This is a genomic window from Hyphomonas sp. (assembly GCF_013823385.1).
Lineage (GTDB): Bacteria > Pseudomonadota > Alphaproteobacteria > Caulobacterales > Hyphomonadaceae > Hyphomonas.
In genome coordinates this window covers 360,634-383,019 of sequence record NZ_PNMA01000001.1, presented here as the reverse complement: position 1 = coordinate 383,019, position 22,386 = coordinate 360,634, and the positions used below count along the sequence as shown (strand labels likewise).

Genomic DNA, 22,386 nt, shown 5'->3' with positions numbered 1-22,386 from the left:
GCCGCAGACACAACCGACAGAAAATCTGGGACGACGCATGTGCTTGCCTGTCAACTCATGTGTGTAAGGGAGGAATGAACAATGGCCAAATATCAATGCCCGGATTGCGGATACACCTACGATGAAATCCAGGGCCACCCGCATGAAGGTTTCCCGCCGGGAACGCCGTGGTCGCAAGTGCCCGAAGACTTTGCGTGCCCCGATTGCGCGGTCCGCGACAAAGAGGACTTTTTGCTGATCGGAGAAGCCGCAGCGCCTACACCAACCCCGGCACCGGCACCGACATCCGCTCCGGCCCCGGCACCCGCACCCGTGGCGGTTGCCGCTCCTGCCGCCGCACCGCCGCCTGCTCCGGTGGCACAGGCGGCCCCCGCCGCCGGAACCGCCTACCGGAAATGGCTTTGCATCACATGCGGTCATATCTACGACGAAGCCCTTGGCGACGAACACGAAGGTTTTCCGCCGGGAACTTTGTTCAGCCAGATCCCCGATGATTGGTGCTGCCCGGACTGTGGTGCCACGAAAGAGGACTATGTCCTCTACGAAGAAAAATAAGAGCGTGAACATGAATCAGGTTGCCTCATTTCCCGCCAAAACAGCCGGTGCCGATGACATCCGAGCGGCGTTTGACACCCAGATTCGAGCACAACTTGCCCGGCGGGCGGTCTTTGACCGCAAGGCACGTATCGCACAGCTGGACCGCCTGGCAGAGGCCGTCAAACGGAACGAGGACAAAATCATCGCGGCTTGCGCGGCTGATTTTCGCAAACCCGCCGAAGAAGTGAAACTGACCGAGATCTTTCCTGTGCTTCAGGAAATCCGGCACACCAAACACCATCTGAAGTCGTGGATGCGCCCCAAACGGGCGCGCGCCACTTTGGGGGTGTTTGGCACCAAGGCACGGGTTCGCCCCGAGGCCAAGGGTGTATGCCTGATCATCGCGCCCTGGAATTATCCGGTGAATCTTTCGCTCGGGCCGCTGGTTTCGGCAATCGCGGCCGGCAACAGCGCCATTATCAAGCCGTCCGAAATGACACCGAATGCGGCCCAGGTCATCACCGACATCGTGGAAGAGGCGTTCACACCGGATCTGGTCAAGGTCATCGAAGGCGATGCCTTGGTTTCCCAGGAGCTTCTGTCACTGCCCTTCGACCACATATTCTTCACGGGCAGCCCGGCGATCGGCAAGGTCGTGATGGAGGCGGCGGCAAAAAGCCTGACATCGGTCACTCTGGAACTTGGTGGCAAGTCGCCCACTATCGTCGGGCCCAACGCCAATATCAAAAAGGCCGCGCGAAACATCGTCTGGGGCAAGTTCTCAAACAACGGTCAGACCTGTATCGCCCCCGATCATGTGTATGTGCACCGCGATGTATCGGCCGCGTTCAAGACCGCGCTTCAGGCCGAGATCGGTCGGGTCTATGGGAAAACGCCCGAGGCACAAAAAGCAACGCCCGACTATTGCCGGATCGTGAACGATAGGCATTTTGACCGGCTGCGCAACCTGATCGAGGATGCCCGTGCCAAAGGCGCAAGTATCCTTCAGGGCGGTCAGACCGATGCGGGCCAGAACTTCGTTGCCCCGACGCTGATTTCCGAGGTTTCGGATGATATGGAAATCACTCAGGAAGAGCTGTTCGGGCCAATTTTGCCGATCATCGAATATGTTGATCTGGACAAAGTTATCGACAAGATCAACGCAAACCCCAAGCCCCTTGCTCTTTATATCTTCGACAAAAGCAAGGACTTCGCTGACCAGATTATCACGCGCACCTCTTCGGGCGCGGTGGGCGTAAACCTTACTGTTGTGCATTTCCTGCACCCGAACCTGCCATTTGGCGGCGTCAACAACTCCGGCATCGGGGCGGCCCATGGGGAATATGGCTTCAAGGCATTTTCGCATGAAAAAGCTGTGCTGGAGGAAAAGCATTCGATTACGCACATGCTTTTCCCGCCTTACACGGGCTTTGTACGCCGCCTCATAAACATCGTGGTCCGGGTGCTTGGATAACAGCCGCCCGGAACCAATAGGGAGATAAGAAATGTACGACTATATCATCGTCGGCGCCGGATCCGCCGGTTGCGTTCTGGCCAACCGGTTGTCTGCAAACCCGGCAAAACGCGTCGCGCTTATCGAAGCGGGCCCAAAGGATAAGAACCCCCTGATTCACATGCCAGTGGGGATCGCATTGTTGGCCAATAGCAAAAAGCTGAACTGGGCATTCGATACCGAACCACAAGAACATTTGAATGGCCGTAGACTGTTCTGGCCTCGTGGCAAAACACTGGGCGGGTCGTCGTCCATCAACGCCATGGTCTATATCCGCGGGCACAAGGCCGATTACGACTACTGGGCGTCCGAGGCAGGCACGGATGTCTGGGGCTGGGACCGCATGACAGACCTGTTCAAGCGGATCGAAGACAACCATCGGTTCGGAGCATCCGATAGTCATGGTAAGGGCGGCGAGCTTTCCGTGAGCGAGCTGAAAACCGTGAACCCTTTGAGCCGCGATTTCGTACAGGCTGGGCGTGAATTGCAGATTCCTCACAACGGCGATTTTAATAGCGGTTCGCAAGAGGGGCTGGGCATGTACCAGGTCACGCAAAAGGACGGAAGGCGCTGGAGTTCGGCGCAAGCCTTTCTGCGGGGGGCTGAGTCCCGTTCCAATCTTGAAGTCATCACCGACGCCCGTGTGACCCGCGTCGTCATGGAAGAAAAGTCCGCAACGGGTGTCACCTTGCGGCAGGGCGGCGAATATCGCCAACTGCGTCTCAATGCCGGCGGCGAGGTGATCCTGTCTGGCGGGGCCGTGAATTCGCCTCAACTTCTCCTTCTGTCAGGTATCGGGGATGCCCAAGAAATTAAACGGCATGGTCTAGCCGTCGTTCACGACCTTCCCGAGGTGGGCAAGAACATGGCCGACCACCTCGATGTAACGATTATGCATGCTGCTAGCTCACGGCGCCCGATCGGTGTCGCGCCCAGCTTTCTGCCGCGTGGCATTGGTGGTTTGTTTTCCTACATCTTCAGACGTAAAGGGTTTCTCACGTCAAATGTTGCGGAAAGCGGTGGGTTCATTAAGTCGTCCCCTGACCGCGATAGGCCGAATGTTCAGTTTCACTTCCTGCCCACATATCTGAAAGATCATGGCCGCAAGATCGCTTTTGGTTATGGCTATACGCTTCACATCTGCGATCTTTTGCCAAAGAGCCGCGGCTATATTGGCCTCAAAAGCCCGGATCCGATGGACGATCCTCTGATTCAGCCGAATTATCTTGGGGATCCGGAAGATATGAAAACGATGATTGCGGCCTTTAAAGCCGGGCGCAGGATCCTCGAAGCTCCGGCAATGTCTGCGCACAGCAAATACGAAGTGCACCCCGGCAAATCCGTACAGACCGACGATGAGATTGCGGCATTCATTCGGGAAAGCGCAGAAACAATCTATCACCCGGTTGGCACATGCCGAATGGGTGCGGACGAGGCTTCAGTTGTAGATCCGGAACTAAAAGTTCGCGGTGTATCTGGGCTGCGAGTGGTGGACGCATCCATCATGCCAAGCCTTGTCGCCGGCAACACAAACGCCCCGACCATGGTCATCGCTGAGAATGCGGCCGAGATCATTCTGGGGCAGGTGCGTATTTTTGACAGGAGTCGTTCAGTTGCCTGAACTTTATGATGAAAAGCGAAAAACAGTCCGGTGTCAGGGGGCGATGGGGTTTATTGTAAGAAGCTTCGAGCAGTTTCAGAACGGCACGATTCCAACCCAAAATTCAAGTTCTGAAGAGGAAGCCAAATGCGCGGACAGATGATGGCTATGCCACTGACCATTCATTCACTGATCGACCACGGAGCTCGCTACCACGGCGACACCGAGATTGTGTCGGTGGAAACAGATGGCACAAAGACTAAGACGAACTGGAAAGGTATTTCTGACAGATCCCGGCAGCTCGGCTCGGCGCTGACAAAGATGGGGCTCTTCAAAGGGGATCGCGTGGCGACGATCGCGTGGAACAATGCGCGGCATCTAGAATGCTACTTTGGCATTTCCTGCTGTGGAATGGTATGTCACACGATCAATCCGCGCCTTTTCCCGGAACAGCTTGTCTATATCATCAACCACGCGAAAGATCGGGTCATCTTTTTTGACAAGACGTTCCTGCCGATCATTGAGGGGATCAAGGAGAAGCTGACGACTGTCGATACCTTCGTTCTTATGTCCGTGCGTGATGAAAAAGCAGCAAGAAAAATCCCCGGACTTGTGTTCTACGAGGACTTCCTGGCCTCGGGCGACGAAAACGCCGATTGGGTGGATGTCGATGAGAATGATGCATCCAGCCTTTGCTATACTTCCGGGACTACAGGAAACCCCAAGGGCGTTCTGTATTCGCACCGCTCTACGGTGTTACATTCGTTGGGCGCGGCCCTTCCCGATACGCTGAACATTTCAGCACGCGAAGTGATGATGCCCGTGGTTCCGATGTTCCACGTCAATGCCTGGGGCATCCCATATGCTGCTGCGATGGTCGGCGCAAAGCTGGTCCTGCCTGGTCCGGGACTTGATGGTGACAGCCTTACACGGCTCATCGACGACGAAGGCGTGACGGTCGCGCTTGGTGTTCCTACAATCTGGCAGGGGCTTCTCGCATCGCTCGACAAACTCGGCTCCAAAGCCGAAACCCTCACACGGACAGTGGTCGGTGGGTCGGCTTGTCCCCCGTCGATGATCGCCGAATTCCGCGACAAATATGGCACCGAAGTCGTGCACGCCTGGGGCATGACCGAAACCTCGCCTCTCGGGACCGCGAATGCCTTGCTGGAACGCCATGCAGGCATGACCGAGGAAGAGCAGGCGAAAGTGCGAGAAAGCCAGGGCCGCCCGCCCTATGGCGTGGAACTCAAGATCGTTGACGATGAAGGCAGCACACTTCCCGAGGATGGGGCGGCGCAAGGCAATCTTCGCATTCGCGGCCATTGGGTCGTAGACAGCTATTTTGGTGCGGAGCCAGGCACGACTTTGGCATCCGATGGATGGTTTGAAACCGGCGATGTGGCCTCGATTGATGCCGATGGGTTCATGACGATCCGGGATCGCTCCAAGGACATCATAAAATCTGGCGGCGAATGGATTTCCACCGTCGAACTTGAGGGCATCGCGGTCGGTCATCCCGGTATCGTGTATGCCGCCGCAATCGCGGCAAAACATGAAAAATGGGACGAACGGCCGGTCCTTGTCGCGGTCAAGGCACCAGGAGCAAAAGTGTCAGAGAAGGATTTGATTGCCTTCTTTTCTGACAAAGTCGCCAAATGGCAGATCCCGGATACGGTCGTTTTTGTGGATGAACTTCCACGAAACGCAACCGGTAAGGTGCTGAAGAACAAGCTGCGGGAAGCCTATGGGGACGTGCTTCTGGCATAGCCTGAAATCAGGCAAGCGGGTTTGCGGATCGCATGTTCCGCCTGTTTGCGACCGCGCATAGGGCGCGAAAAAAACGACCAAAAGGGAGGAATAAATGAAACAATCTAATGTAAAATCCAAGGGGCCTTTTGCCTCGAAGTTTGTGTTAATCACGATGATCGGTGGCTTTTCGTCGTTCAGCGTCGCAAATGCGGAACCGCTTTACTCCAAGGGCGACTGGCTTTTTGGCCTGAATGCGGCGAAAGTATTCACGAACGAAACGTTGGATTCAATCAGCGCGGGCGGTGCGCCAATACCCGGGGCTGGTGTCAATATCACCGATGACACCACGCTGAGTTTCGACGTTTCCTATTTTTTGAATTCATCTGTAGCGTTGAACTTCTTTGGTGGTTTGCCTGCCAGCGCTAATCTTGCAGGGAGCGGCAGTTTGGCAGGACTGCCTGTTGGAGAGACGGAATATGGCCCTGCTGTTTTGTCGCTTCAATATCACTTTTCGACTAATTCATCCGTTAGCCCTTATGTTGGTGCCGGTATCGCTCGAATCTTGTTTCTGGAAGAACAAGGGGATGCACTCGCGGACTTCGACTTGAAAGACGCCTGGGCGCCCGCTGTCCAAGTTGGAATGCGCTATCAAATGAGCGATAATTGGTTTGCCAATGCCGATATACGTTACACGCCATTCGAAACAGATATCTCTGGGACACTCGGCGGGGCGCCAGTCAGAGGCAAGATTTCGGTGGACCCAACAATTCTCAATATCGGTATTGCCTACCGGTTTTAAGCTATTATTGCTAGAAGAGCTGGCAAGGAAAGTGAGTAACAAAAACTCGAAAAGCAAGCTCTTGGAGATGTGAGGAAACGGGCCCGACCTCAGAACGAAGCGGACACGTATTGCGTGACTGACCTGAGCTCCACGCGGCAGAGTTTATTCTGGGAGTCTCACCTTATTTTTTGGCCGCCCCTAAAAGTGCCCTCATTCAGGGCTGGAGTATTTGGCGCTTCCTTACCTCTACGGGCTGGCTCTAACGAGGCGATCCATCAGTGCTGGTTCAGGCATTTTGCCCTGAGCCGGCCATTGAATGACTCGATGAAAAGTCATTGTCTGTCGTAAGCGCCACACTGCTCCCCTCGTGCGGCGCATGAGGTGAATGTGGCAAGAGTCCGCCGATCGTTAGAGTCGGACGGTCCAATTGGGAGCAGACGGCAAAATGGACGTCCTGAGGCGCCCCCAATGGGTTCCGAGATTATTGGGAGAGTCCGTTGGTTGAATAGCTCAAAGCGTGTTGGTTGGCGAGCGCGCCGAGCCCGGAGCCATCCCAAAGCTCAGGCGCTCGGCGCGCGCCTGTCGGCGTGAGGCCGCGGGTGCAGCAGGTCATCTAGCCCGAGCGCGCGTTGTGCCCGTGCGGCTGCGGCGAGATGGCCAGGATTGGCCAGGACGTCAGCGAACGGCTGACGCGCCTGGAATGACCGCAAGGACCGTGGAAGCTCGTCCAATGCTGGGTCCATCTGCGCCGAAGGTTCGTGAAGCTGGCGCGCAACACCAAGTCCCCGATCGCCGAGGCCGCCGTGCGCCAGTTCACTAAGCTATACGCCATTGAGGCGACGGTGCGAGGAATGACGCCACAAACTCGGATCGCCGCGCGACAACGGCACTCCTCCCCGATCATAGCCGCCTTGAAGCCCTGGTTTGAAAAGCAATTGTCAAGGGTCTCCTCCGGCTCTAAGCTGGCCGAAGACATTCTCTAAGGTCTTGCCCATTGGGAAGGGCTCACCCGCTTCCTGGCGATGGCCGGCTCGAGTTCGATACCAACCCGGTCGAAAACGCCATCCGGCCGATATGCCTAATCAGAAAAAATGCCCTGTTTTCTGGACACGAGATCGCGGCCGAAAACTGAGCGCTGCTCTCATCCGTCGTGGCCACCTGCAAGCTCAACGACGTTAATCCCATTGCCTACCGCGCAGATACCTTCGACGCCATCATCAACGGCCATCCGCAGAGCCAGATCGAGGAACTCATGCCCTGACGATTCCGGAAAATGTCATGCCTAAATCCGTAGGCGATCGGCGAGGCGCTTACTGTCTGTCGGTTTTCCGGGCCGTGAGGCGTCCAGCGTCACATTGTTTGGATGTGCCTATAGGTCGAAGTTCACGGGAGATGAACTCAGAGCCTTGGTCGACCCGGATCGTCTTCGGATAGTCAATCTTGCCGCACACAAGGTCGAGTTCATCTGACTTTAATCCGGTCTTTACAACGAACACCCACGCGGATTCTTTCGGAACTGTCGTCCAAAAATCGATGCCAGCTTTCCAGGCAACCTCAAACTGCTCCGGCCCGAGCGAGGAGTACGCAAGCACGTCCCGCTTTCTTGACTAAAAACCGATCGGCGCACCAGCACTTTTCATCGTCGAGACGCTTTTGGCGCCGAGAGGTGACCAGACGTCGGGTGTCACCTTTCCCCTGCAATACACCTTTTTAAGTCCTCAAAGCTTGTGGCCAGCCTCGATTCCATTGGGCACCCCCGTCAAGCGTCCTGCATCAGGTCAATTCATCAGTAATGGTGATACGCGATGAAGCCGCAGCCGGCCAGTAGAAGTTCTTTCCATTTCCAAATGAAGTGCCTCGCCCCTTGTTCCCGGCTAACGCCGGGTGACTTGGACGACACCTGCCGGACCTTGAAACCGTCCTTCCGAAGAATTTTTCCCGCCTCTGCGCGGCTCCTCCTGGATCATGTGTGGACACCCTGCGACCTCCGTATCAAATGGCTTCCATTCCAGCCAACAACCGAAAATGTTAATGTCATCATAGTGCTATCGCGTAGCAATAGTGCCCACCTTCATCCCGCACGGCCCGCCAGCAGCACCTCCCCAGACAGCCCGTTTAAGGCATAATGCAGGCTGCCCCTCTGGTCGAAGTTAAGTCTGCCATGCCGTCGCTGTTCTTCATCACCCATCCGGAAGTCGTCGTGGATCCAGCCGTTCCCGTCGAGCGCTGGCGTCTCAGCCCCAGGGGTGCGGCGCGAATGCAAGCCTTTGCCGCCTCAGACATGATGGCGGGCGTCACGGCCATCTGGTCGAGCGGTGAAACGAAAGCGTTGGAAGCTGCCGAAATACTTGCCCGCCAGCTTGGCCTGTCAGTTCAGGTCGATGAGGCGCTGGGGGAGAATAACCGCCAGGCGACCGGCTTCCTGCCCCCGGCCGAGTTCGAACAGGTCGCCGATGCCTTCTTCGCCAATCCAGAAGGAAGCGTGCGCGGCTGGGAGTGCGCCGTGGACGCGCAGGCGCGTATATTGAAGGCATTCGCCAACATCACCCGGCACCCCCCTGCTGGAGATGTCGCGATCATCTCTCATGGCGCCGTCGGCACGCTGCTTTACTGCGCGCTGACGGGAGTGCCCATCAGCCGCCGCCATGATCAGCCATTTCAGGGCAATTTCTGGCGCGCGGATTTTCCCGCCCTGAAACCGGCAACGGGCTGGACACAGATCGCGCCCGTATAGACGCCCGGCAGATTAGCCACCCCTGCCTCGCCTTCAAATCAGGCAGAAGCGGCGCGAGTTGCCTGCGGAAATTCCCATCATGGTAGAATTCACCATGCTGATACAAGAAACTCGTCCGGTAACCTTAGTTTGAGGTTGAGTCCGTCTGCGAATGCCCTCTAAGACTATGCGCGGGCGGACATCCATGCTGCTGCATTTCGGCCAGAAGGGCGGGAAATCGTGACAGAATTGCTACGGAAAGCCGTTGAGGCGCCGCGCGCCAGCGCATGGGTTTCCTTGAGCGATTCCGGCATTCCAACGCTCGTTTCGGTAGGCGCCGCTCCGGCGGGCGAGGCGTCCGCTGCCGCACTTCCGCCCGTCTATCCAGAGTGGTTGGGCGACCGCGCCTTCGCTGCCGCTCACGGCGCGCGTTTCAACTATGTTGCCGGTGAAATGGCGCGCGGAATCGCAACCCCCAGAATGGTTGTCGAAGCGGCGCGCGCCGGCTGTGTCGGCTTCTATGGCAGCGCCGGTCTGCCGGTGGCCGAGATCAAGTCAGCCGTCGCGGAAATCAAATCCGCCCTTGGGCCCGAGGCCAGAAACTGGGGCGCAAACCTCATCCATTCCCCGCAGGAACCCGGCCAGGAAAAAGCGGTGATCGACCTCTTCCTGGCAGAAGGCGTCACCCGCGTATCCGCCTCCGCCTTCATGCGCCTGACGGCAGATGTCGTCCGCTACACGGCCCTCGGCCTCTCCCGCGCTGCGGATGGCACCGTCCAGCGCGCCAACCATGTCTTCGCCAAGGTCTCCCGCGCCGAAGTTGCCGAAGCCTTCATGGCGCCCGCGCCGGAAAAGATGCTGCAGCAGCTCGTTGCAGCCGGCGCCATCACCCCGGAACAGGCAGACCTTGCCGCGCGCGTCCCTGTCGCCGCTGATATCACCGCCGAGTCAGATTCTGGCGGCCACACAGACAATCGCCCCGCCGCGCCGCTGTTCAGCTCGCTCTGCGCGGCCCGCGCCAGGGTCGCGGCCCGCTACGATCTGGCTGAAAGCAGCATCCGCATCGGCCTCGCCGGCGGTATCGCCACGCCGCAATCTGTCGCCGCCGCCTTCCAGATGGGCGCCGCCTATGTGCTCACCGGTTCCATCAATCAGAGCGCCGTGGAATCCGGCCTCGCCCTGCCCGGCCGCAAGCTGCTCGCCAAGGCGGGCCCGGCCGATGTGGCGATGACGCCGGCCGCTGACATGTTCGAACAGGGCGTGCAGGTTCAGGTGCTCAAGCGCGGCACGCTCTTCGCCATGCGCGGCAAGAAGTTCCACGCTTTCTATCGCAGCGGCGCGTCTTATGAGACGCTGCCTCCCGAAGACCGCAAATGGATTGAGGATGTCCTGGGCGAGCCCTTCGAGGCCGCCTGGCAGGCAACACGCAGCTATATCCGGAAGGTCAATCCGGGCGAAGCGGCCCGCGCGGAGACTGATGGCAACAAACGCCTGGCGCTGGTGGCGCGCCGGTATCTGTTCATGGGTGCCCAATGGGCGCGCGAAGGGCAGGCCGGTCGCACGGCCGACTATCAGATATGGTGCGGCCCGGCGATGGGCGCCTTCAATGAATGGGTCGCGGGCAGCTTCCTGGAGCCTGTCGAAGCCCGCACGGTCCGCCAGATCGCGCTCAATCTGATGGAAGGCGCGGCCCGCATCACCCGCGCTGGCCAGCTGCGCGCCATCGGCCTCACTGTTCCTGCCGAGCTCTTTTCCTTCCGGCCTGTTGCCTTCGAGTAAGATCATGACAGAGACACGCACGTCTTCCCTTTACGATCCGGCAGCGCCCATTGCGGTGGTCGGCATCGGCGCGATTTTCCCAGGCCGGGGCGATACCACCGGCTTCTGGCGCGACATCTTCGAAGGCCGCGACCTCCTCACGGATACTCCGCCCACCCATTGGCTGGTGGACGACTATTATGATGCCAATCCGCTGACGCCGGACCGCACCTATGGCCGGCGCGGCGGCTTCCTCTCGCCGGTCGCCTTCGATCCGCTCGCTTTCGGCATTCCGCCCGCCGCTCTGCAAACCACTGACACGGCCCAGCTCCTCGCCCTCGTTGCCGCCAAGATGACGCTCGATGATGCCGAACGCGACAGCGGCGGCAAGTTTGACCGTACACGCACTAGCGTCATCCTCGGCGTTGCCTCCGCCACCGAACTCACGGCCCATATGGCAGGCCGCCTCCAGCGTCCCGCCTGGGTCAATGCCATGCGCCAGGCGGGCCTGCCCGAAGACGAAGTGCAGGACATCGCCCGCCGCATCGAGAGCCATTATACAGAGTGGAAGGAAAGCACCTTCCCCGGCCTCCTCGGAAACGTCGTCGCCGGTCGCATCGCCAACCGCCTCGATCTCGGCGGCAGCAACTATGTCACCGATGCCGCCTGCGCCTCCAGCCTCTCTGCGCTCCAGATCGCCATGCACGAACTGCGCGCGGGCGATTCCGATATGGTCCTCACCGGCGGCGTCGACGCGCTGAACGACATCCTGATGTTCATGTGCTTCTCGAAGACGCCCGCCCTTTCTCCCACGGGTGATTGCCGGCCCTTCTCCAACAATGCCGACGGCACAATGCTCAGCGAAGGCATCGGCATGATCGCCCTGCGCCGCCTTGAGGATGCCGAGCGCGATGGCAACCGCATCTACGCACTGATCCGCGGCATCGGCGGCGGCTCGGACGGCAAGGGCACCGCCATCTATACACCCCTTCCCTCCGGCCAGGCCCGCGCCCTGCGCCGCGCCTACGAGCAGGCAGGCTACGGCCCGGCTACCGTCGATCTCGTCGAAGCCCACGGCACCGGCACCAAGGCAGGCGACAAGGCAGAGCTGGAAGGCCTCCACCAGGTCTTTGGCGAAAGCGCCAGCGGCAATGAGCCCTGGTGCGCCATCGGTTCGGTCAAATCCCAGATCGGCCACGCCAAGGGCGCTGCCGGGTCAGCCAGCCTCATCAAGGCGATCCAGTCTCTGCACCGGAAAGTCCTTCCGCCCACGATCAAGATCGAGGAACCCGCTGACGTCATCCGTGACAGCGCCTGCTTCTACGTCAATACCGAAGCGCGCCCCTGGATCAGCGCCCCTGCGCGTCCCCGCCGCGCCTCGGTCAGCTCCTTCGGCTTCGGCGGCAGCAACTTCCATGTCGCCCTGGAAGAATACACTGGCCCGAACGCCGCCAGGCCCGCCCGCGTCTTCCCCGCCGAACTCTTCCTCTACAGCGCCGATGACAGCGCCGCCCTGGCCGACCAGCTGACGGCCGCCGTCCAGACAAGCCTGCCGGAAGATGCCTTCGCCGCCACTGCCGAGGCCACCCTCAAACACTTCAGCGCCAGCGCCCCCGTCCGCGCCGCCATCACCGCCACCAGCCCGGAAGACCTTGCCGCCAAGGCAGGCCGCCTCGCCGCTCAGATCGCCGACGGTTCTGCCGGCCGCGCGCCCCTGCCTCAGGGCTGCAGCCTGTCGCTCGCGCCCGCCGCGCCGGGCAAGATCGCCTTCCTCTTCTCCGGCCAGGGCAGTCAGTATACGGGCATGGGCGCAGATCTCGTCATGGCCTTCCCCGCCGCCCGCGCCGTCTGGGACGCCGCCGCGAGCCACCCCGTCACCGGCGCGCTGAAGCTCCACCGCCTTGCTTTTCCGCCCACGGCCTTCGACCAGGTGGAGTTCGGCAACCAGACCAAACGCCTCACCGCGATGGAGCATGCCCAGCCGGCCATCGCGGCGGTCGCCCTCTCCCATCTCGCCCTCATCCAGGCCCTCGGCCTCGAAGCGGACATGACCGGCGGCCATTCCTTCGGCGAGATCATGGCCCTGCATCATGCTGGCGCCTTTGATATGGATGCCGCCCTCACCATCGCCGCCGCCCGTGGCCGCGCCATGGCGGATGCCGCCGCCTCAAATGAAGGCGCGATGCTTGCTGTCCAGTGCGAAGCCGGCGCGGTGCGCGATCTCGTCACCCAGATCGGCGGCGGTCTCGTCATCGCCAATGACAATGGCCCAAGCCAGGTCGTCCTCTCCGGACCCGTCGCCGCCATCCAGAAGGCCGAAGCGCTGATCGCAGAGCGCGGCGTCAAGGCGCGCCGCCTGCCGGTTGCCACCGCCTTCCATTCCAGCGTCGTCAGCGCGGCCGTTGATCCGTTCCGGGAGGTTCTCTCCGGCCAGAAGATCAAGAAGCCGCGCCTGCCGGTCTATGCCAATGCCACCGCCGCGCCCTACAAGGCAAAGGCCTCCGACATGGCTGCCGAAATCGCCTCCCAGGTCGCAACGCCCGTTCGTTTCCGGGAGGAAATCGACGCGATGTACGCCGCTGGCGCGCGCCTCTTCGTCGAGATCGGCCCCGGCAATGTCGTCAGCGGTCTCGTCGCCGACACGCTCGGCAGCCGCGACCATCTCGCCGTCTCGCTCGACAACAAGCGCGTCAATGGCGTCATGCAATTTCTGTCAGCCCTCGGCGCGCTCAGCGTCGCGGGCATCCCGCTCGATTTTGCCGCCCTACTCAGCCAAACGCCGCCGCCGGTTCCAAAGCCGCCGCCATCGCGCCATGCGGTGATGCTCACCGGCGCCAATCATGATCGCCCCTACCCGCCCAAAGACGGCGCCGCAGGCCGCGCCCCACCCAACCCGCCACGGGTGCAGCCCAGCCCTGCCCCGCAGCCGCCCCCACAAATCCCTTCCCCGTCCCCCTCCTCCCAGCCAGTTGCCGCCGCTTCTCCAGAAAGGATCTCGACGTCCATGCCTGATCTGCCCCGCCCGACCGATCCTTCCCTGCTTCCGGCACCCACATCTCAACCCTTCGCCGCGCCCGCCAGCGCCATAGAGCGCATCTGGCACGAAGTTTCCCAGCGGCATCAGGATTACCTCCAGACCACCGCTGCCGCCCACACTGCCTACCTGAACGCTGCCGCCGCGCTGCTCGGCGGCGCGCATATCCCGCAGGCCGCGCTCCCCGCGCCCACACCCGCCCTGCCGCCGCCTGCTGCGCCAGCGCCTCAAGCTGCGCCTGCGCCAAGCCCGGCGCCAGCCCGCCCCGCTGAAATCAACATCGCACCCGCCCCTGCCGCCGCCAAACCGTACACGAACGGGGCAGCCACGCCGCAGGCACCAGCCCCGAAATCACAGCCCGCCCCCGCGCCCGCAAAGGCCGCCTCCGGCCCGGACCCCATCGCCCTCGTCCGCGCAATCATCTCCGAAAAGACCGGCTATCCTGAAGACATGCTCGAAATCGACATGGACCTTGAAGGCGAACTCGGCGTCGATTCCATCAAGCAGGTCGAAATCCTCTCCACCCTGCGCGACCGCGTTCCGGAACTCCCGGAGATTGACCCGGAAAAGCTTGTCGAGCTGCGCACCATCGCCGCCATCGCCGCCATGCTTGGCAGCGCCCCATCCGCCGTGTCTGCGGCCCCCGCTCCCCAGGCGCCCGCCCCAGCCCCGGCCGCATCTGCCAGCAACGGCGTCACGGTCGCGGTCGTCCGTTCCCTGATCGCCGAAAAGACCGGCTATCCCGATGACATGCTCGAAGAAGACATGGATCTGGAAGGCGAACTGGGCGTCGACTCCATCAAGCAGGTGGAAATCCTCTCCGCCCTGCGCGACCGGTATCCCTCGCTGCCGGAAGTCGATCCGGAAGACATTGCCGAGCTGCGCACCATCCGGAAGATCGCCGATTTTTTTGCCTGAGGGATGGCGGGCCGGCCCCTGCCGCCCCCCGTCCCGCGCCGCCTGAACCAGCCCTGCCGGCCTACACCTGCGAGGTGCGCCCCGCCCGTTGGGAAGCGGTCGCGCCCCCCGCCGGGCTGCCCCTCGCCACGCCGGTAGAGATCACGCTGGCAGAGCCCGCTGCGGCAGAGGCGCTGCAGGCGTCCCTCGCGGCGGCCGGCATCCCCGCCACCCTCGTTCAGGCCCCCGGCGGCAGCGCCCGAACCGTTCTGTTCACGGAAGGCCTCGCGCCCGCCCCCATGACGGCCCGCCACTGGGCCGCCCTCGCCGCCGCGCGCCCTGCGCGCCAGCCGGGCGCAAAGCTCATCTTCCTGCAGCGTCTCTCTGCCGATACCGGTCTTGAGGGCCTAACGCGCACGCTGCGCCGCGAATGGCCGGAAGTCTCCGCCGCCTGCTGGACGCTGCTGGAAAATGTCTCGGGGGAGGTGATCGCCGGCTGGCTGGCTTCGGCCTCCGAAGACCTCTGGATTTCGCCGGATGGCACCGCCCGCCGCGCCGCGCTCGGCCCGCTGGCGGCGCCCCGCCCGCTCCCGCCTGCCGAACAAGGCCTCTGGCTGGTCACCGGCGGCGCGCGCGGCGTCACCGCCACCTGCGCCATCGAAATCGCCCGGCAAAGCGGCGGCACGTTCCTCCTGGCAGGCCGCTCGGCCGAAACGCCCTGGCCCGCAGATGTGCCCGAAACCTCTGATCTGAAATCCCTCCGGGGCCTGATGGCATCCGCCGCCGTCAAGCGCGGTGAAAAGCCTTCGCCCGCCGCCATCGACAAGGCCGCCCGCGCCGCCCTCGCCGGCCTTGAAATCCGCGCCACTCTCGCCGAAATCCGCGCGGCAGGCGCCGGGGCGCACTATCTCCAGATGGACACCTCAGACGCCGCTTCGGTAGACGCAGCGCTCTCCACCATCGGCCAGCGCTTCGGCCAGATCACCGGCCTCATCCATGGCGCCGGCATCATTGCAGACCGTCTGGTGGAAGAGAAAACCGAGGCTGAACTCCGCCGCGTCCTCGCCACCAAGGCCGAAGGCCTCTTCCACATCCTTGCCCGGATAGACCGCGCCGCCCTTCGCCATGTCGGCCTCTTCTCTTCGGCCTCGGCCTTCTTCGGAAACCGGGGCCAGTCCGATTACGCCATGGCGAACGCCATCCTCGCCAATGCCGGGCGCGCGCTACGGGCAGAGCTGCCCGCCGCGCAGGTCAAGGTGTTCGATTGGGGCCCCTGGGAAGGCGGCATGGTTGACGCCACCCTCGCCAGCCATTTCAGGCAGCAGGGCGTCCCACTTATTCCGCTCGGCGAAGGCGCCCGCATCTTTGCCCACGAACTCCTTGCCGGAGACACCGCCGATGTCGAACTCGTTGTCGGCACAGTCTGGAGCGACACATGAGCCGGTTTGAACCCATCGCCATCGTCGGTGAAGGCTGCGTGCTGCCTGGCGCGGCGTCTCCCGATGCGCTGTGGGATATCGTCGCGCAGAAACGCGTCGTCACCCAGCGTGTTTCGCCTGCCCGCCTCGGCCTCGCCGATCGCGGCGCTGGCAATCCCACCTGGGTTTCCGGCCTGGTGGACGAGGTGCCCGGCACAGAAGATCAGGCGCTCGACCCTGTTTGCCGCTGGCCGCTGAAGGCCGTCCGCGATGCCTGGCGCGGCGCCGCCACAGATCACATCGCGCCCGCGCGCCGCGCCGTCATCCTGGCAAACCTTCTCTATCCCAGCCGCGCCAAGGCCGCCTATGCCGCCGACGTTTGGCGCGATGGGCGCACAGATCGTCCCCTTACGGATAGTCTGAACTCCGGCTATCCCGCCCGCCTCATCGCAGAGGCCATTGGCGCGACCGGTCCTGTCCTTGCGCTGGACGCAGCCTGCGCCTCCTCGCTCTACGCGCTGGAGATCGCCTGCCGCAAGCTCGCCGCCCGCCAGATCGACATTGCCGCCGTCGCCGGGGTCAACGCCGCCGACAATCTCATCCTGCATATCGGATTCAGCGCGCTTAAGGCGCTCAGCCCCACAGGCCGCTCCCGCCCCTTCATCGACGGCGCAGACGGCCTCGTCCCGTCCGAGGGTGCCGCCGCCGTAATCCTCAAACGCCTCGCCGATGTCCAGAAGGGCGAAACGGTCCACGGCGTAATCCGCGGCATTGGCCTCTCCAATGATGGCCGCCGCAAGGGCCTCCTCGCGCCAGACGCCACCGGCCAGGCCGAAGCCATGCGCCGCGCCTATGCCGATGGCGGGATTGATCCTGGCACGGTCCAGTTCCTCGAATGCCACGCCACCGGCACACCGGTCGGAGACGGCGTGGAGGTCGCCTCTTCCGCCAGCATTTTCGGCTCACGCCGCCTCCCCGCTGGCTCGCTGAAGGCCAATACCGGCCACCTCATCACCGTTGCGGGCCTCGCCAGCGTGCTGAAGCTCACCGCCGCCCTGCGCCGCGAAACGCTCCCCGCCATGCCGCTGGATGGCAAGCTTATCCCCGCCCTCGGCGGCGGCAGCCTCACGCCCCTTGCCGATCCTGAGCCGTGGACACGCGCGGCCACTCCCCGCCGCGCCGCCATCAGCAATTTCGGCTTCGGCGGCAACAACTCCCACCTCATCCTCGAACAGCACGAACCCCGCACCCGCGCCGTCAAGGGCGCCGCGCTGCCGCCCGCTCCGGAAGCAGATGACATCGTCATCTGCGGCATAGGCCTCCTCGCCGGGCCGGACCGGGGCGAGCGCGCCGTCCTCCGCCGTCTGATGAATGCGCCCCTCCAGGCCGCCCCTGCCACGCCGGAAGTCGCCGCCGACCCCATCCGCGCCCGCACGCCGCCCGCCGATCTGCTGCGCGCAGAGCCCCAGCAGCTCGCCATCTTCGACGTCGCCGCCATGGCCCTGGAAGGCATCGCCCGGCCCGCCCCCGAAGCCTGCGGCGTCTTCACCGGCACCGCCTGCGCCAATGACAGCGCCCGCTGGCTGCTGCGCGAGCGGATCGCCTCCGAAGGCACCGCCTCGCCCGAAGCCCTCGCCGCCATTGCTCCGCCCCTCGTCGCGGCAGATGTCCTCGGCGCCATGGCGAACATGACGGCCAACCGCCTCACCGTCTCGGAAGACTTCCGCGGCCGGGGTTTCGCCATCGCCGCCGAAGAAGCCTCCGGCCTCGCCGCCCTCGACGCCGCCATGGACGCCCTCCGCCAGGGCGCGCTCGACCTCGCCGTCGTCGCTGCCGCCGACTTCGCCACCGAAACCGTCACCGCCACCCATACCGCCGCTCCGCCCGCCGACATGGCCGCCGCCCTCGTCCTGAAACGCCGCAAGGACGCTGAAGCCGCCGGCGACCCGATCCTCGGAACGGTCAGCGCCATAGGCTGGGCCGCCGCGTCCCCCGCCCCCGCGTCCACCCTCATCCAGGCCGCCTATGGCCACGCGCCGGTCTCCGAGGCCCTCTTCGATCTTGCCGCCCGCCTCGCCCTCGCCGCGCGCGGCCTCGCCCCTGCCACGGGCGAATCCATCGCCGCCCCTTGCCTCGCCGATCCCCTCCCGCCCTTCACCGCCAGTGCCGGCTCAGTCTCTGCCATCCTCACCCCCGCCCCCGTCCGTCCGTCTCCGGACATGCTCCGCCCCACGCCCCACCTCTTCTGGGCCGCCGCCGCCAGCCGCGCCGCACTCGCCAGGAAACTCGCCACCGGCAAACCCGGCGGCAAGGGAAACCACCGCATCGCCCTCCTTGCCGCCGATGCAGAAAAGCTCCGCCAACTGACAGAGGCTGCCACCACGGCCCTCGCCGCAGACGCTGCCCCCGAAGGCGACGGCATCTTCCATGGCTCCTGCACTCCCGACGGCGAACTCGCCTTCGCCTTCACGGGTTCCGCCGCCTCCTATCCCCGCATGGGGCGGGGCCTCCTCGCCGCCTTCCCGGAAGTCGCCGCAGCGCTCAGCGCCATCCCCGCCGCCCAGGCCATGACGCCCCTGCTCGCCAAATCAAGCCTCACCGAATTTGAACAGCTCTGCGCCGTCAGCCTGCTGACCCAGGCCCACGCCCTCCTCCTGCGAGATGTCCTCGGCCTCGTCCCCACCGCCGCCCTCGGCCTGTCGCTCGGTGAAAGCAACGCCCTCTTCGCCTTCGGCTATTGGAAAGATATGGGCGCCCTGCTGGACGATATTTCGGGCGCCGCCATGTATGAGCGCCATCTCGGCGGAGACTTTGAAACGGCAAAAGAAGCCTGGGGCCCAAACGTCCCCACAGACTGGTCCAACTGGCGCCTGCGCGCGCCCATCGCAGACGTCCGCAAGGCCGTGGCCGCCCATCCCAATGTCGAAATCACCATCATCTATTCGGATATCGACGCCATGATCGGCGGCCCCGCCGAGGCCTGCCGCGCGGTAGCAAACTCTCTCGGCAAAGGCGCCGGCGCGCTGATGCACCAGCACCTGATCGTCCATGCCAGCGCCATGACCCCCTTCGCAGAGAAATGGCGCCAGCTGCACACCCGCCCCGTCTCCCGCATCGAAAATGGCCCCCGCCTCTATGCCAATGCCATCAACGCTGCCTACAAGCCCACCAAGGCCACGGTTGCTGACATGCTCACCCGGCAGGCCGTCACCACGGTCAATTTCCCCGCCACTGTCCGCCAGGCCTGGGAAGACGGTGTGCGGACCTTCATCGAACTCGGCCCCCGCGATTCCCTCACCCAGTCCATCCGCCTGACCCTGAAGGACAAACCCCACCTCGCCATCGCGACGGACGAGATCGAGAGCGGAGACCTCGCCCAGATCGCCCGCCTCGCGGCCACACTCTTCGCCGCAGGCCATCCCATCCGTATAGACACGGTCGCCGCCCGCCTCAACGCCGCCCGCGCACACCCCTGGACCGCGCCCAAACCCGCCACCGTCACCCGCCCGGCAAATTACGAAACGCCCAAACTGCCCACGCGCACAAAATCGACTGCGCCGCGCGGCGCCACCATGCCCGCCGCCCCCACGCTTCCCCCGCCCGTCTACACGCGCACAACGCCTGCGCCTGCCCCGACCGGCCCCGTCCCCTTCCCGCGTCCGCCCGGAACGCAACAACCCTGCAGCCCCAAACTGGCGCAACCCGCCCTGCCCCCGCCCACCAGCATCGTCTCCGGCCGCCAGCCCCTCGCCAAACGCGCCCCCACCGGCAAGGCCTGGGATAGGCCCGCCATTGAAGCGGCCTCGCGCGGCCCGATGTCTGCTTTCTTCGGCGACGCCTTTACCGAGCAGGACCAGTATGCCCGCAATGTCCGCCTGCCCGCCCCGCCACTGCTGCTGGTGGATCGCATCACCGGCATCGATGCCGCCCCGCTGGTCGATGGCAAGGGCGTCATCTGGACGGAGACAGACCTCACCGCCGATCACTGGATGATGCAGAATGGCCGCATCCGCCCCGGCCCGCTGATCGAATGCGGCCAGGCAGACCTCACCCTGATCGGCTGGATGGGCGCAGACCTGCGCAACCGGAACGACCGGGTCTACCGTCTCCTCGGCTGCGAGATCACCTTCCATGAAGGCGGCCTCCCACAAGCCGGCGACACGCTGAAATTCCAGATCGAGATCACCCAGCACGCCACCTTCGCGGGCGTGCGCATGTTCTTCTTCCAGTATGATTGCGAGGCCGCCGGCCGCCGCGCCTTCTCCGTCCGCCAGGGCCAGGCGGGTTTCTTCACAGACGGCGAACTCGCCTCCGGCAAAGGTGTCGTCTGGGACGCCGCCAGCGAGCCCCCGCCCACCGCCAGCCCCGCGCCCATCGACACCGCGCGCGCCAGCGCCAGGCGCGCCTTCTCCGCCGATGACGTCTCCGCCTTCCGCCGGGGCGACGCCTTCGCCTGTTTCGGGCCGGGCTTTGAGCTGTGCGCTGCCCATTCCTTCCCGCCGCATCTGCCAAACGGGAACCTCTCCTTCTTTGACGACGTGCCGGAATTTGACCCCGCAGGCGGCCCCTGGAAACGCGGCTATCTGAAAGCCCGCGCCAGCACGCCGAAAGATGCGTGGTTCTATGAAGGTCACTTCCACAACGATCCATGCATGCCCGGCACGCTGATGGCCGAAGCCGCGGTCCAGGCGCTGGAGTTCTACGCCGCCGCCCTCGGCCTCACCCAGGAACGCGACGGCTATGTGTTCGAGCCTGTCCCCGGCGAAACGGCCAAGTTCATCTGCCGGGGCCAGGTCATCCCGGATGGCGATCACGAGATCACCTATGAAGTCTTCATCGACGAAGTGATCGACGGCGAAACGCCCAAGGTCTTCGCCGCGCTTCTGGCGCGCAGTGACGGGAAGAAGGTCTTCTACTGCCCCCGTTTCGGCGTCCAGCTGCGCCGCCAATGGCCCGCGCCGCGTGTCTCGCCGTCCCCCATCCGCACAGGCCCGCAACAGGAAAGCCGGGGCGACTATGCCGCCCTGCTGGACTGCGCCAATGGCGCGCCTTCCTCCGCCTTCGGAGAAATGTACCGCCGCTTCGACACCGAAGGCAAAGTCCCCCGCCTGCCCCAGCCGCCCTATCACATGATGTCCCGCGTGGTGGCCGCCACAGACCGTCCCGGCGTGCGCCGCCCCGGCGCCACCATCTCGGCCGAATACGACATCCCGCCTGACGCCTGGTATTTCGCAGACAATCGCAACGGCGAAATGCCCTTCTCGGTCCTCTCCGAAATCGTGCTCCAACCCTGCGGCTGGCTCGCCAGCCATTGCGGCTTCGCCCTTGATGGCGGAGACCGCTTCCGGAACCTTGAAGGCGATGGCCGCGTCCATCGCACGCTCGGGCCACGCGACGGCACCATCTGCGTCGACACCACTCTCTCCTCCTTCTCCAAGGTCGGCCCGATGACCATCGTGGCCTTCGATCTCAAAGCCCGCCTGAAAACCGGCGAGCCGGTGATGGATCTCTCGACCCGTTTCGGCTTCTTCCCGGCTCAGGCCCTCGTGCGTCAGGCAGGTCTCGGCGCCGGTCAAGTGGACAAGTCCTATCTCGCCCTCCCCGCCAGCGCGCAGGATCTCACACCCCGCGATCCTCGCCTCGCATCCGGCCAGCTCCGCATGCTCGACCGCGTGGATTATTTTGACCCTGCCGGCGGCAAGGCCGGCCTTGGCCTCGCCCGCGCCAGACAGGTTATCGACCCCTATGCCTGGTATTTCAAAGCCCACTTCTTCGGCGATCCCGTCCAGCCCGGCTCTCTCGGCCTTGATGCCATGGTCCAGCTCCTGACCCGCGCCAGCCTCCTCAAGGGCATCGCGTTGCAGAGCGCCCATATCGAAACCCTCGCGGCAGACATGCCCGTGAAATGGTCCTATCGCGGCCAGGTCACGCCGGAGAAGAAAGAGGTCACCACCGTCATGGAGATCACTGAGATCTCCGGCGACGCCCGCCGCCGCATCGTCACCGGGCGCGGCTCCCTCTGGTGCGATGGCCTGCGCATCTATGAGGCCAATCCGATCTCGATCGCCTTCACCGCCGGGGGCTGATCCGCGCGCCTCGCCAGCCTGTGGATAACCTGTCCGGATGTGTCCGGAATTGTCCAAATCTGTCCGGATTTGTCCCTTCGGTGTCCGCGCCTGACCGGAAATGGCCCCGGAATGTCACGGTTTTGCCGGCCATTGTCACGCCCGGCTGCAGGATAGTTTGGTCCGGATACGGCATATCTTCGCGCGGCCTGTCCACGGCGCCGCCCTGCCCCTCCTGCTGCGCCCTGGGCACGCCCGCCCATCCTTGTCCCCCATCGCGCCCGCGCCTTATCCGGCGGGGCCCCAGGCCGAGCTATA

The 22,386-nt window shown here is 63.6% G+C and carries 13 protein-coding genes; all 13 read left to right on the top strand.

Features of this window, described 5'->3' with window-relative positions; translation table 11 throughout:
• Positions 1–81: 81 nt before the first annotated feature.
• The gene (locus C0456_RS20850; RefSeq protein WP_040612567.1) at positions 82–555 is read left to right on the top strand and encodes a rubredoxin; all 474 of its coding nucleotides are present in this window, start codon (positions 82–84) and stop codon (positions 553–555) included.
• A gap of 10 nt (positions 556–565) precedes the next feature.
• A complete protein-coding gene (locus C0456_RS01775) occupies positions 566–2,011 on the top strand; it encodes an aldehyde dehydrogenase family protein (RefSeq protein ID WP_040612565.1) in 1,446 nt (481 codons plus the stop codon).
• Positions 2,012–2,042: 31 nt separating this feature from the next.
• Positions 2,043–3,671, top strand: a complete 1,629-nt coding sequence (locus C0456_RS01770; RefSeq protein WP_009802135.1) for a choline dehydrogenase — start codon at positions 2,043–2,045, stop codon at positions 3,669–3,671.
• 126 nt (positions 3,672–3,797) lie between these two features.
• Positions 3,798–5,420: a long-chain fatty acid--CoA ligase gene (locus tag C0456_RS01765; RefSeq protein WP_170175496.1), complete on the top strand. Its 1,623-nt coding sequence runs from the start codon at positions 3,798–3,800 to the stop codon at positions 5,418–5,420.
• A gap of 94 nt (positions 5,421–5,514) precedes the next feature.
• Positions 5,515–6,201, top strand: coding sequence for an OmpW family outer membrane protein (locus C0456_RS01760; RefSeq protein WP_009802132.1), 687 nt, complete (start codon positions 5,515–5,517; stop codon positions 6,199–6,201).
• Between the two features lie 740 nt (positions 6,202–6,941).
• Positions 6,942–7,166, top strand: a complete 225-nt coding sequence (locus C0456_RS01755) for an IS66 family transposase (protein ID WP_009802131.1) — start codon at positions 6,942–6,944, stop codon at positions 7,164–7,166.
• Positions 7,167–7,177: 11 nt separating this feature from the next.
• Entirely contained in the window at positions 7,178–7,315 is a 138-nt protein-coding gene (locus C0456_RS20845; protein ID WP_206740499.1) for a transposase, read from the top strand.
• An 18-nt stretch (positions 7,316–7,333) separates the two neighbouring features.
• The gene (locus C0456_RS01750; RefSeq protein WP_009802130.1) at positions 7,334–7,444 is read left to right on the top strand and encodes an IS66 family transposase; all 111 of its coding nucleotides are present in this window, start codon (positions 7,334–7,336) and stop codon (positions 7,442–7,444) included.
• Positions 7,445–8,308: 864 nt separating this feature from the next.
• Positions 8,309–8,917, top strand: a complete 609-nt coding sequence (locus C0456_RS01745; RefSeq protein WP_291047674.1) for a histidine phosphatase family protein — start codon at positions 8,309–8,311, stop codon at positions 8,915–8,917.
• 219 nt (positions 8,918–9,136) lie between these two features.
• Positions 9,137–10,675, top strand: a complete 1,539-nt coding sequence (locus C0456_RS01740; protein ID WP_291047673.1) for a PfaD family polyunsaturated fatty acid/polyketide biosynthesis protein — start codon at positions 9,137–9,139, stop codon at positions 10,673–10,675.
• Positions 10,676–10,679: 4 nt separating this feature from the next.
• The gene (locus C0456_RS01735; protein ID WP_291047672.1) at positions 10,680–14,606 is read left to right on the top strand and encodes a beta-ketoacyl synthase N-terminal-like domain-containing protein; all 3,927 of its coding nucleotides are present in this window, start codon (positions 10,680–10,682) and stop codon (positions 14,604–14,606) included.
• A 74-nt stretch (positions 14,607–14,680) separates the two neighbouring features.
• Positions 14,681–16,024 carry an SDR family NAD(P)-dependent oxidoreductase gene (locus C0456_RS01730; RefSeq protein WP_291047671.1) on the top strand — a complete coding sequence of 448 codons (1,344 nt, stop codon included), beginning with the start codon at positions 14,681–14,683 and terminating at the stop codon, positions 16,022–16,024.
• Positions 16,021–22,089 (top strand): beta-ketoacyl synthase N-terminal-like domain-containing protein, encoded by a 6,069-nt coding sequence (locus C0456_RS01725; protein WP_291047670.1) that lies wholly within the window; start codon positions 16,021–16,023, stop codon positions 22,087–22,089. Before C0456_RS01730 ends, C0456_RS01725 begins: the two co-directional genes overlap by 4 nt.
• Positions 22,090–22,386 lie beyond the last annotated feature (297 nt).